This window comes from Uliginosibacterium sp. 31-12 (assembly GCF_030548425.1).
Lineage (GTDB): Bacteria > Pseudomonadota > Gammaproteobacteria > Burkholderiales > Rhodocyclaceae > Uliginosibacterium > Uliginosibacterium aquaticum.
On the sequence record NZ_JAUOOA010000007.1, the window covers coordinates 147,259 to 159,951 of the forward strand.

Below are 12,693 nucleotides of genomic sequence, written 5' to 3' on the forward strand. Positions count from 1 at the left end.
TTGATGTACGTACATCGAATTTGGTCCAAACCTAAACCCGCGAACCCGAAAAACATGAGCCCCGTGAGCAAGCTTCGAACCAAGATCCATGACGTGGCCCAGGCTGCCGGCGTGAGCGTGGCCACGGTGGACCGGGTGCTCAACAAGCGCCCGGGCGTGCGTCAGCAGACCGTGGCAAAGGTGGAGGCGGTGCTGCGTCAGCTTAACTACAAGCCGGATGTGCACGCCGCGCGTCTGTCGCGGGGGCGCGACTTGCGCCTGGTGTTTCTGTTGCCGCGTGGCCACAACACTTTCATGAGCTTGCTTGCTGACGAGGTGCGTGCCACGGCCGAGCGCTTGGCCTTTGAGCGCTGCCTGATCGAGCTGCGGCATGTGGAGGCCTTTGATGGTCCGGCTGTTGCCGGCACCCTCAATGCACTCGATGCTGCGGACTGGGATGGCGTGGCCGTCGTGGCGCCGGATGCACCGGGCGTGCGCGAGGCCATCGATGCCTGCGTGGCGCGCGGCCTGCGGCTGGTGACCCTGGTGTCGGATTTGCCTTCCTCGGCCCGGCAGCACTTTGTGGGGGTCGACAACATTGCTGCCGGCCGTGTTGCGGGTCGCTTGCTGGGGCGCTTCAATGCCGGACGCAGTGGGCGAATTGCCCTGATCGCAGGTTCCATGACCCTGCGTGACCATATGGAGCGTCACCTGGGATGCGAGCAGGTGCTGCGCGCCGAGTTTCCGGGCTTGTTGAGCTTGCCGGTAGTGGAGGGGCGTGATGAGGCGGAAACTACGGCAGGGGTCGCACGGCGGCTGCTGGCCGCGCATCCGGACATCGTGGGTCTCTACAATATTGGCGCCGGCAATCGCGGCCTGATCGAGGCCTTGCGCGAACTGCGTCGCCCCGGCGAAGTGGTCAGCGTGGCCCATGAACTTACCCCGCATGTGCGCCAGGCGCTGCTTGATGGAGTCTATGACGCAATCATCTGTCAGGATCCGGCGCATGAAGTGCGTAGTGCGGTGCGGGTACTGCAGGCCTTGTGCGAAGGCGGTGAAATCGTGCGTACCCAGGAGCGAATCCGCATCGAAGTGTTCCTCAAGGACAATCTTCCCTGACTGCCGGTCTGCCACCTCAAACATGGATTCAGCTTTGTTCTGAAACCTGCCTTGTGGCTTTATGAATTTCACCAGTGTGATCGCAGGCATCTTTTGATCAACGATAATCAGAAAATGCTTTCGAACCCGCACGCTGCGGCGAAAATCTGATCCACAAGAGGTGTCGTTTGAGCTGCTATCTGGGCATCGATCTGGGAACGTCCGAAGTCAAAGTGCTCCTGCTGGATGATCAGCATCAGCGCCTCGCGACAGCGGCCCATCCGCTGGGATTGTCGCGACCTGCCCCGCTCTGGGCTGAGCAGAATCCGGCTGACTGGTGGCAGGCCTGCTGTGCCGCGCTCGACGAGCTGGCTGCCAGCTATCCGCAATTCATGGCCCGGGTGCGCGGCATCGGCCTCTCGGGTCAGATGCATGGCGCGGTGCTGCTGGGCGAGGGTGATGCGGTGTTGCGCCCGGCGATCCTGTGGAATGATGGGCGCTCGCAGGCCGAGTGCCAGGAGATGATGGATGAATGCCCGGCGCTGGCGCAGATTGCCGGCAATCTGGCCATGCCCGGTTTTACCGCGCCCAAGCTGCGCTGGCTGGCGAAGCATGAGCCGGCGGTGTTTGCCGCGATACATAGCGTGCTGCTGCCGAAGGATTGGCTGCGCCTGAAGCTCTCCGGCGAGAAAGTCTCCGAGATGTCGGACGCCGCCGGCACGCTGTGGCTGGATGTGGCGCAGCGCGATTGGTCGGACGAGTTGCTGGCCCTGTGTGGTCTCACTCGGGCGCAGATACCGCGCCTGGTGGAAGGCAGTGAAGTGTCGGCGCGCCTGTTGCCGGCGCTGGCGGCGCGCTGGGGCTTGCCGGCCGATGTGTTGATTGCGGGAGGCGGGGGCGACAACGCCGCCAGCGCAGTGGGCATCGGCGCAGTGCAGCCCGGCGCCGGCTTCCTCTCGCTGGGCACTTCGGGCGTGCTGTTTGTGGTGAACGAGGCCTTCCGGCCAAATCCGCAATCGGCCGTGCACGCCTTCTGCCACGCCTTGCCGGGGCGCTGGCACCAGATGAGCGTGATGCTCTCGGCGGCGAGTTGCCTGAAGTGGGTGACCCAACTCACCGGGCGTGTCGACGAGGCCGCGCTGCTGGCCGAAGTGGCACAGCTCGATGTGGCCGCGCGTGAGGCGGCACCGATCTTCCTGCCCTATCTCTCGGGTGAGCGCACCCCGCACAACGATCCGCATGCGCAGGGCGTGTTCTTTGGCCTGGGCTTCACACACGCCGGCGCTGATCTTGGCTGGAGCGTACTTGAAGGCGTGGCTTTCGCTTTCCGCGACGGCCTCGCAGCCCTGCAAAGCGCCGGCACCCGCGTGGCGCAGCTTTCGCTGGTCGGCGGCGGCGCGCGCAGTGCCCTGTGGGCGCAGTTGCTGGCCGATGTGCTGCAGACCGAGATCGTGACTCACGCGGGGGGCGAGGCCGGCGGCGCGCTGGGCGCAGCACGCTTGGCCTGGCTCTCCGATGGGGGCGAGGAGACCCGCGTGTGCGTGGCGCCGCCTGTCGCTGAACGCTTCATCCCCGCGCCGCCGAACGCATCTCTCGAATCCCGCTACCAGCGCTTCCGCGCGCTGTATGCCGCGCTGAAAGCCGAATTCCCCCGCGAACAATCCTGAATTCAAACCCGAAGGACTCCGTTTCATGACTTCCTATTTCGCCGACATTCCCGCTATCGCCTACGAAGGCCCGGAGAGTCGCAATCCGCTCGCCTTCCGCTGGTACGACAAGGACCGCGTCGTGCTGGGCCGCCGCATGGAAGACCAGCTGCGTTTTGCGGTGTGCTACTGGCATAATTTTTGTTGGGGCGGCGGTGACCCCTTTGGCGGTAACACCTTCGAGCGCCCCTGGTTTCAGGGTGCATCGCCCCTGCAGCTGGCCGAGCAGAAGGCTGAGTCTGCTTTCGAATTCCTGAGCAAGCTGGGCGTGCCCTATTACTGCTTCCATGACCGCGATGTCGCCCCGGAAGGTGCTACGCCGCGCGAATCCCACGCCAACTTCCGCCACATGGTGACTCAGCTCGCTGCGCATCAGGCGCGCACCGGTGTGAAGCTCTTGTGGGGCACCGCCAATCTGTTCAGCCATCGCCGCTTCATGTCCGGCGCGGCCAGCAATCCGGATCCGGAGCTGTTTGCGATGGCCGCCGCGCAGGTGCGTGATGCGCTGGACGCTACGCTGGAACTCGGCGGCGAGAACTATGTGTTGTGGGGCGGCCGTGAAGGCTATGAAAGCCTGCTGAATACGGATCTCGCGCGCGAGATGGACCAGCTTGGCCGCTTCCTGACGCTGGTGGTGGAGCACAAGCATCGCATCGGCTTCAAGGGCCTGATCCTGATTGAGCCGAAGCCGCGCGAGCCTTCCAAGCATCAGTACGATTTCGACACCGCCACGGTGTACGGCTTCCTCAAGCGCTACGGGCTGGAAAAGGAAGTGGCGGTGAACATCGAGGCCAACCACGCCACGCTCTCTGGCCACAGCTTCGAGCACGAGATTGCCACTGCACAGGCGCTGGGCATCTTCGGCAGCATCGACATGAACCGCGGCGATGCGCAGCTGGGCTGGGATACCGACCAGTTCCCGAACAATATTCCGGAAACTGCGCTGGCGCTGTATCACATCTACAAGCACGGCGGCTTCAGCAGTGGCGGCCTGAACTTTGATGCCAAGGTACGGCGCCAGTCCATCGACGCCGAGGACCTCTTCCTGGCCCACATTGGCGGCATGGATGTGTGCGCCCGTGCCTTGCTGATCGCCGAGCAGATGATCAAGGATGGTGGTCTGCAAGCTGCCGTCGATCAGCGCTATGCCGGCTGGAACGGCGATCTGGGCCAGGGGATCCTGGGGGGAAAACTGAGCCTCGCGGATCTGGCCGATCGTGTGCTGGAAGGCAACCGTGATGTGGCGCCGGTATCTGGTCGCCAGGAATGGTATGAAAATCTCCTCAATCGTTTTTGCTGAAAAATTGTAGGGCGGGCTTCAGCCCGCCGCGATGCAGTCTGGCGGACTGAAGCCCGCCCTACGGAGAATTTGATGAGCAACAGCACACCGCACTGGGGCCAAGGCCCTGAGGGGCAGCGCAAGGCCGATCTGGGGAACGGTTTCTACCTGAACCCGATCATGCCGGGCGACCACCCCGATCCTTCCATCCTCAAGGATGGCGAGGATTACTACATGACCTTCTCCACCTTTGATGCCTATCCCGGTCTGGTGATCTGGCATTCGAAGGATCTGGTGAACTGGCAACCGGTCGGCGCCGCCTTGAAGAAGCCGATAGGTTCGGTGTGGGCGCCGGAACTCACCAAGCACGAGGGGCGCTATTACCTCTACATCCCGACCCGGCTCAAGAATCAGGGCCTGCAGGGGCGCGGCTCGATTTACGTGATCTGGGCTGACGACATTCGCGGCCCCTGGAGCGACCCCATCGATCTGGGCAACCCGCGCATCGACCCCGGTCATGCCGTGGGTGAGGACGGCAAGCGCTACCTCTTTCTCTCCGGCGGCGACCGCGTGCCGCTGGCCGATGACGGCCTGTCCATTGTGGGCGAGATGGAGCATGTGTATGACGGTTGGCAGTATCCGGAAGAGTGGGACGTGGAGAACTTCGCTCAGGAAGGGCCGAAGATCACGCGTCACGGTGATTACTTCTACATGATCCTCGCCGAGGGCGGCACCGCCGGCCCGGCTACCGGCCACATGGTGGTGGTGGCGCGCTCGAAGTCCATCCATGGCCCTTGGGAAAACGCGCCGAACAACCCGGTGGTGCGCACCCAGTCGCCAAAGGAAGCCTGGTGGTCGCGCGGCCATGCCACGCTGGTTGAAGGCCCGACGGGCGCCTGGTACATGGTCTATCACGGCTACGAAAACGGTTACTACAACCTCGGCCGCCAGTGCCTGCTTGAACCGATCGAGTGGACCGAGGATGGCTGGTTCCGCGTCACCGGCGTGGACGTGGCGCAGCCGATCCGCCTGCCCGTCGAGGGGCGCGCCGTGCCGCACGGGCTGGCGCTGTCGGACGATTTTTCGCGCGACAAGTTCGGTGTGCAGTGGGGTTTCTACGACCCGCAGCCCGAGCATGGCGTGCGCCATCGTTATGACAATGGCGCGCTGGTGATTGAGGGGCGTGGCACGACGCCGGCTGATTGCTCGCCGCTGACCTGTGTGAATGGCGATCGCGCCTACCGCTTCGAGGTTGAAGTGGAAGTAGGGGAGGGCGCTACCGGGGGCGTGCTGCTCTTCTACAGCCGCCGGCTTTACGTGGGCCTGGGCTTCAACCACGGCCAGCTGCTGATGCATCGCTACGGCACCGAGCGCGCGATGGCGATCCCGCCGCATGTGGATGGCAAGCGTCTCTTCATGCGCGTCACCAACCGCGATCACATCGTCACCTTCCACACCAGCGCCGATGGCGTCATCTGGCACAAGTTTCAGACCCAGATGGAAGTGAGCGGCTACCACCACAACGTGGCCTTCGATTTTCTGAGCCTGCGCCCGGGCCTCTATGCGGCGGGCGAGGGCGAGGTGCGTTTCAGGAATTTCCGCTACGAGGCGCTCGCTGCGGAGTAAGCAAGTCTGGCCGGGAGATACCGGCTGCATATAAGAGGAGACAAGCATGTCGATCAGATGCCTGGCCGTCCTGGCCAGCCTCACCCTGCCGTTGGCGGCGCAGGCTTATACCAGTGCGCCCGTGCTGGACAAACTCGAGAAGGAAGGCAAGCTGCCGCCGGTGGCGCAGCGTCTGCCGGAAAACCCTGAAGCCATCACGCCGCTGGAGAAGGCCGGAAAATATGGCGGCACCCTGCGCTCCGCGCTGCGCGGCAATGGTGATGGCAACGCGATCCTGCGCATCGTGGGCAACCAGGGCCTGGTGCGCTGGAACATCGACATGAGTAAGGTCGTGCCGAACGTGGCTGAGAGCTGGACGACCAATGCCGATTCCTCCGAATACACCTTCAAGCTGCGGCGCGGCATGAAGTGGTCCGACGGCAGCCCCTTCACGGCGGACGACGTGCTGTTCACCATGAACGATCTGCTCGGCAACAAGGGCTTCGTGGCCAATCCGCCGGCCTTCTTCAAGGTGCAGGACAAGCCGGTGGTTACCGAGAAAGTGGATGACTTCACGGTGCGTTTCAAGTTCGCCGCGCCCTACGTGTCCTTCATCGAGATCCTGGCGCACCCCACCCTGCAATACCCCACGCTGTACTCGAAGAAGTACTGCAGCCAGTACCATCCGAAGTACAGCAACAAGGTCGATGAGCTGCTCAAGCAAAACAATGCCAAGGACTGGGGTATGCTGATCCGCCAGAAATGCGGCGATCAGGAAACGCCCACGCGTTGGGCCAACCCGGAGCGCCCCACGCTGGATCCATGGTTGATCGTCGAGCCTTACGGCGGCAGTGCGGCCAAGGTGCGCCTCAAGCGCAATCCCTACTTCTGGCAGGTCGACAGCAAGGGCCAGCAACTGCCCTACATCGATGAGCTGAACCTCGCGGTGATTTCGGAAGTGGAGACCATCGTGCTGGCGGCCATCAATGGTCAGCTGGACTTCCAGTCCCGTCACATCGGCGGTACCCCCAACCTGCCGGTGCTCTCGGAGAGCGCTGCCAAGGGCGGCTACAAGGTATTGCAGATGGAAGACGCCAGCTCCAACTCGGCCGGCCTGTTCCTGAACTTCAGCACCCGCAACGAGAAGCTGCGCAGCCTGATCCGCAACAAGGATTTCCGCGTGGCCCTGTCGCTGGCGATGGATCGCAAGGAGATCAACGAGATCATCCATCTCGGCCAGAGCCTGCCTTGGCAGATCGGCCCGAAGAAGTCCAACCGCTTCTATAACGAGCAACTGGCGACGCAATACACCAAGACCGATCTGAAAACGGCCAATGAGTTGCTCGACAAGGCCGGCCTCGCCAAGCGCGATGCCGAAGGCTATCGCCAGTACCCCTCGGGCGGGCGCGTGTCCATCGGTGCCATCGTGCCGGCGGCCAGCAGCGGCGGTATTGATACCCTGGATCTGGTGCGCAAGCACTGGGCGAAAGTGGGGATCGAGCTGGTGATCCAGCCGGTGGAACGCTCGCTGTTCTACGACCGCTCCAACACCAACGATTACGAGATGGCCATTTTCGTGGTCGGCGGCGGGCTTGATCCGCAGTTCGACAAGACCGGCGTGCTCGCCTGGAGCCCCACCGAGTCCCGTCAGAGCCTGCTGTGGGCGAAGTGGGCGCAGAGCGGGGGCAAGCAGGGTGAAGAGCCGAGCGTTTCGATGAAAAAGCGCATCGAGCTGGACGAGAAGTGGAAGGTCGCCAAGAGCCAGGCCGAGGCCGATGGCTACCTGCGCCAGATCCTGCAAGGCGCAGCTGACGAGTTCGAGGTGATCGGCACTACTGCCACGCCCAAGGTGCTCGGCGTGCTCAGCAAGCGTCTGGTAAACGTGAACGAGAAGATGCCTTGGGCCTGGCCTTACGCCACCCCGGCCGGCTCACTGCCGCAGCAGTGGTTCTTCAAATAAGCGAGGCGTTTCTCGCCTGAGAATGGCCGCCCGGCAAGCCTGCCCGGCGGCCATTTTTTCGTGCGAAGGCGGGCTGGGCCTGCGTTATGATGCGCGGCCGCCACGCCTTACCTGCACGCTTCATGTTTCAGACTCCCGCCCGCGCCTGTGGCGTTGATTTCGGCACCTCCAACTCCACCGTCGGCCAGATCCGGCCCGGCGCCGAAACCCTCCTGTCGCTCGAAGACGGCAAGCTCACCTTGCCCTCGGCCGTATTCTTCAATGCCGATGAAGACAGCACCCACTTCGGCCGCGACGCAATGGCGCAATACCTCGACGGCTACGAAGGCCGTCTGGTGCGCTCGCTCAAGAGCCTGCTCGGCAGCCAGCTGATCGATGCCACCACCGAAGTGGCCGGGCGTGCCCTGCCTTTCCGTGAGCTGCTCGCCACCTTCATCCGCGAACTCAAGCGGCGTGCCGAGGAAGCAGCCGGCCGGCCCTTCGATTGTGCGGTGTTTGGCCGCCCGGTGTTCTTCGTGGATGGCAAGCCCGAGGCCGACAAGCTTGCCGAGGACACCCTGGCGCAGATTGCGCGGGCTGCGGGTTTTCGCGAGCTGAGCTTCCAGTTCGAGCCGATCGGTGCGGCCTTCCATTACGAGCGCACGCTGGCCCGCGAAGAACTGGTGCTGATTGCCGATATCGGCGGCGGCACGGCGGACTTCTCCCTGGTGCGCCTCTCGCCTGAGCGGGCGAAGCGTGATGAGCGCCGTGAGGATCTGCTTGCCAACGGCGGCGTGCACGTCGGCGGCACCGATTTCGACCGTGCCCTCAACCTCGCCAGCGCCATGCCCTTGCTGGGCCTGGGCAGCCGCACCCAGAACGGCGGCGAACTGCCCTCGCAGCTCTTCTATCAGCTCGCCACCTGGCACACCATTCCGTTTGCCTACACGCGCACCGCCTGGAACGATTTCCAGCAGCTCTACCGCATGAGCAGCGAGCGTGAAAAACTCGATCGCCTCTCGCGCCTGATTGATCGCCGTGCCGGCCACTGGCTGGCGCTGCAGGTGGAGCAGGTGAAGATCAATCTTTCCGCCGAGGAGCTCAGCCAGCTGGATCTGGCCGAGCTGTGGCCGGGCCTTGTCGCTCCGGTTACACGCGCCGATTTCACTGCCGCCAGTGCCGAGCTGGTCAGCCGGGTGGCGCAGACCGTGCAGGAATTGCTGCAGCAGGCCAATCTGCGCAGCACAGATATCGATACCCTGTTCTTCACTGGCGGCGGCAGCGGTGTGCCGCAACTGCGCGCCGCCATCAGCCAGCTGCTGCCGGGCGCGCGTGCCTGTGAGGGCGATCTCTTCGGCAGTATCGGCGCGGGCCTCGCTGTGGAGGCCGCGCGCCGGTATGGCTAGGCCCTAGTCGCGGCCGTGGCCGTGACCGCCGCCCTTGCCGCCAGAATTGTCCGGCCGACCGCCGCGGTCATTGTGATCCGGGCCGCGTGAGTCCTGCCGCTGTTCCTGCCTGGGGGCTTCGCGGCGCTCATAGTCGCGGCGCACTGGCTCCATGTCGCGGCGGATCTCGTCGCGGCGCTCGTTCTGCTTTTCGCGCTCGCGCTGAAAGCTCCGGTCGCGTTCGCGTCGGTCATGGTCGCGGCGCCAGTCATCCTCGCGGCGGCGATCGTCCTCATACCAGCGCTGCCAGCGCTCATGCTCGTTGCGCTGAGCCTCGCGCCAGTCCGAATGGCGCTCCCAGCGCCCGGCGCGGAAATACCAGTCGTCGCGGTCGTGGTCCCAGCGCTCGGGGATCCACACATAACCCGGGCGTTCGCGCAGCCAGATGCCGCCAACCCAGGCATACGCACGACCATCCCAGCGCCAGTAACCGGGGCGCCATACATGACCGTGACGCGGCTTGGGCCAGACTTCATGGCGCGGCGGCGGCGGCGGGCCGTAGATGTCGATGCTTACGCCGGGCAGGTGGATGTCGATGCCCACCGATACGCCAGCCTGGCTGGCCAGCGGGCAAAGCAGGCCGGCGGTGAGCAGCAGTGCTGCAAGTGTCTTGTTCATCGGGGGTTCCTGTTATTAATACCGGTGCGGGCCACGCGGATAATCGTGGTAGTCCCGGCGTGCGTCACGGTAGCGGTATTCGTCGTGATAGTAGTGATGGTGGTGATATTCCCGGGCCGGGCGGTACTCGTAACGCGGCGGCGGCGGGGGAGGGCGATGATAGCCGCCGTGAGCCGGTTCGCCACCGATCACGATGCGCGGCACGATGACCGGTGGCAGGGGCGGAGCGAAGCGCTCGAACACGGTTTCGGCGTGGCTGATGGCCGGGGCGGCCAGGCTGGCCGCAGCGAGCAGGGCGAGGAAGATCTGGCGCGGGGTTTTCATCGAAATTCTCCTTGGTGGGGCGGATGCCTCTGCTTCCATTAACGCGCCGCCTGCAAGCGGGTGGACGGGTGTCAGCTAGCTGTCAGCCTGGCGCGATGCCGGCGTACACTGCTGCCCATCCCGATGCACCGGAGGTGCGCCCGTGAAAACCCTTCTGCAGGCTCTGTTGCTGAGCGCGCTGCTGTGCATGGCGCCGGCCCGTGGTGCCGAGCTTTTCCCCTTTGTGCTGCCCTGGGATGACGCCAGTGTCAACCTGACCAACCTCGCCGCCTGGAACGCCAAGCCGGCGGGAAAGAACGGTTTCGTCACACGCTGCGGCAGTCATCTGTGCGTGGGCAGTGAGCGTATCCGTTTTCTCGGCGTGAACATCGTCTTTGGCTCGGTGGCGCCGGATCACGCGACGGCCGACAAGCTCGCCGCGCGCATGGCCCGCTTCGGCATCAACATCGTGCGTTTTCACCACATGGATTCCAGCCCGGTGCCTCGGGGACTCCTGCAGAAAGACATGCGTACGCTGGACGCCGACATGCTCGAGCGGCTCGACTACTTCATCGCCGCGCTCAAGCGCGAGGGCATCTACAGCAACCTCAACCTGCACGTGGGCCGCAAGTATCCGGGCTTCAAGGACTGGGGCGAGCCCACGCCGAAATACTGGAAGGGTGTCGACAACTTTTTCCCGCCGATGATCGAGATGCAGCGCGAGTTCGCTCGTGACCTGCTGCTGCATCGCAACCCCTACACCGGCAACCGTTATGTCGACGAGCCGGCGGTGGCGCTCATCGAAATCAATAATGAGAACGGCCTCTTGCGCGAGTGGCGTGTGGGCGGGCTCAACGACATGAGCGAGCCCTATCGCGGCGAGTTGCAGCAGCAGTGGCAGCGTTGGCTGCGCGCCAGATACAAGGATTCGGCCGCCCTGCGCGCAGCCTGGGGCTTGCGCGAGGAGCCGCTGGGCGCCGAGATGCTTGCGGGCGCTGCGAACGTGAAGGGGGGCGAGGCCGGCTGGAACCTGCAACTCGTTGGCGGCGCCCAGGCTGCGTTGGCGCAGGCCGCTGATGGCAGTCTCACGCTCGCCATGCAGGCGCCTGGCAAGGAGAACTGGCACACCCAGTTGCACCAGAGTCGCCTCGCTTTCAAGGCAGATCAGCCCTATACCCTGAGCTTCCGCGCCAGGGCCGACAGACCGCTGAAAATTGCCCTGCAAGCCATGCAGGCCCATGCACCCTGGCAGCATCTGTGGGCGCAGAGCATCGAAATTGGCACTGGCTGGCGCGACTACCGATTCAGCTTCGCCCCGTCGCAGGGCGACGAGGTGGCGCGCCTCACCCTCGGCGGTTTGGGGCTCGGCACCGGCCAGCTGCAGATCCAGTCCGTCAGCCTGCGCCCCGGCGGCGTGCTGGGCCTGCAGGCAGGCGAATTGCTGGAGGCTGGCACGGTCGCCATTCTCGGCAGCGATGAATTGATGAGCCGCACCCGCGAGCAGCAGCGCGACTGGGTGCAGTTCCTGTGGGATGCCGAAAGCGCCTACTGGACCGGCTTTCAGCGGTTTCTCAAAACGGATCTGGGCGCTCGCCCGCTCATCCTCGGCACCCAGGTCAGCTACAGCCCGGCGCCGATCCAAGGCCAGCTCGACGTAGTCGATGGCCACGCCTACTGGCAGCACCCGAACTTCCCCGGCAAGCCCTGGGACATCGACAACTGGAAGATCGCCAACACCCCCATGGCCGGCCTCGACGGCGCCGGCACCCTGGCCGATCTCGCGCTGCGCCGCTATCCCGGCAAGCCCTTCATCGTCACCGAATACAACCACTCGAATCCCAGCCACTACCAGGGCGAAGCCCTGCCGCTGGCCGCCGCCTACGGTGCGCTGCAGGACTGGGACGGCCTCTTCCTCTACAGCTACGGCGCGCACGATGGCAAGTGGGACAGCGGCATGATCGACCGCTTTTTCGACAGCCACGCCAACCCGGTCAAGATGGCCAGCTTCATCGCCGCAGCGGCCCTGTTCCGGCGCGGTGATATCGCCGCAGCCCGCCCGGCAAACGATCCGCTGCCCGCACAAAGCGTGTGGATCGATAGCCTGCGCGCCACCTACAAAATGCCCGCTGCCGATCTCCTCGGCGCGCCGCGCAACGCCAGCCTTGCAAGACAAGTGAGTATCGCCACGCCAGCCGGACCGGCGCTGCCGCTACCCGTGAAGAGCGACACCGGCGAACTGCTGTGGGGCGTGGACGGCGTACAGGGCAAGACCGTCGTGATCGATAGCCCGCGCAGCAAGGGCCTGATCGGCGCGCGCCTGGGCAAAGCGTACGATGCAAACGGCATCGAGCTGGAGCTACTCGGCGCGCGCAATGACTGGGGCGTGCTGCTCGCCACCCTGATCGAAGGCCGCGACTTCGCCAGTCCCGGTCGCGTGCTGATCAGCGCGCTGGGCCAGGTCGAAAACACCGGCCAGCGCTGGCTGGACGAAAAGAAAACGACGGTGGGCCGAAACTTCGGCAGTGCGCCCACCGTGGTCGAAGGCCTCGCTGCGCGCGTCCGCCTGCCTGTCGCAGCGAGCCGCGTGCGTGCCTGGGCGCTGGACGAGCGCGGCAATCGGCGTGAGGAAATCAGGGTGACGGGCAGCGAGCGTGCCACGCTGGAGGTGGGGGAGGCTTGGCGGACGCTGTGGTATGAGGTTGAGATAAAGTAGGGTGGGTT

The 12,693-nt window shown here is 64.6% G+C and carries 9 protein-coding genes; 7 read left to right on the plus strand and 2 right to left on the minus strand.

What is annotated here, in order from left to right; genetic code table 11:
- Nucleotides 1-63: 63 nt before the first annotated feature.
- The 6 genes from Q3Y64_RS14235 to Q3Y64_RS14260 all read left to right on the plus strand — a co-directional run bounded on the left by Q3Y64_RS14235 (nt 64) and on the right by Q3Y64_RS14260 (nt 9,012).
- Nucleotides 64-1,098 carry a LacI family DNA-binding transcriptional regulator gene (locus Q3Y64_RS14235; RefSeq protein WP_216821798.1) on the plus strand — a complete coding sequence of 345 codons (1,035 nt, stop codon included), beginning with the start codon at nt 64-66 and terminating at the stop codon, nt 1,096-1,098.
- Between the two features lie 167 nt (nt 1,099-1,265).
- On the plus strand, nt 1,266-2,744 hold the full coding sequence (gene xylB, locus Q3Y64_RS14240) for a xylulokinase (RefSeq protein WP_303562806.1): 1,479 nt from the start codon (nt 1,266-1,268) through the stop codon (nt 2,742-2,744).
- A 25-nt stretch (nt 2,745-2,769) separates the two neighbouring features.
- Nucleotides 2,770-4,083: a xylose isomerase gene (xylA, locus tag Q3Y64_RS14245; RefSeq protein ID WP_303562808.1), complete on the plus strand. Its 1,314-nt coding sequence runs from the start codon at nt 2,770-2,772 to the stop codon at nt 4,081-4,083.
- A gap of 72 nt (nt 4,084-4,155) precedes the next feature.
- A complete protein-coding gene (locus Q3Y64_RS14250) occupies nt 4,156-5,688 on the plus strand; it encodes a family 43 glycosylhydrolase (RefSeq protein ID WP_303562810.1) in 1,533 nt (510 codons plus the stop codon).
- A gap of 46 nt (nt 5,689-5,734) precedes the next feature.
- Entirely contained in the window at nt 5,735-7,627 is a 1,893-nt protein-coding gene (locus tag Q3Y64_RS14255; protein ID WP_303562812.1) for an ABC transporter substrate-binding protein, read from the plus strand.
- A 122-nt stretch (nt 7,628-7,749) separates the two neighbouring features.
- Nucleotides 7,750-9,012 (plus strand): Hsp70 family protein, encoded by a 1,263-nt coding sequence (locus Q3Y64_RS14260; protein WP_303562814.1) that lies wholly within the window; start codon nt 7,750-7,752, stop codon nt 9,010-9,012.
- A 3-nt stretch (nt 9,013-9,015) separates the two neighbouring features.
- On the opposite strand, the gene Q3Y64_RS14265 is transcribed toward Q3Y64_RS14260, so the two are convergent.
- On the minus strand, nt 9,016-9,669 hold the full coding sequence (locus tag Q3Y64_RS14265; RefSeq protein WP_101944439.1) for a YXWGXW repeat-containing protein: 654 nt from the start codon (nt 9,667-9,669) through the stop codon (nt 9,016-9,018).
- A gap of 15 nt (nt 9,670-9,684) precedes the next feature.
- Nucleotides 9,685-9,993: a hypothetical protein gene (locus Q3Y64_RS14270; protein WP_101944440.1), complete on the minus strand. Its 309-nt coding sequence runs from the start codon at nt 9,991-9,993 to the stop codon at nt 9,685-9,687.
- A gap of 142 nt (nt 9,994-10,135) precedes the next feature.
- Between Q3Y64_RS14270 and Q3Y64_RS14275 the strand changes: the two genes are divergently transcribed.
- Nucleotides 10,136-12,685: a carbohydrate binding domain-containing protein gene (locus Q3Y64_RS14275; protein ID WP_303562819.1), complete on the plus strand. Its 2,550-nt coding sequence runs from the start codon at nt 10,136-10,138 to the stop codon at nt 12,683-12,685.
- Nucleotides 12,686-12,693 lie beyond the last annotated feature (8 nt).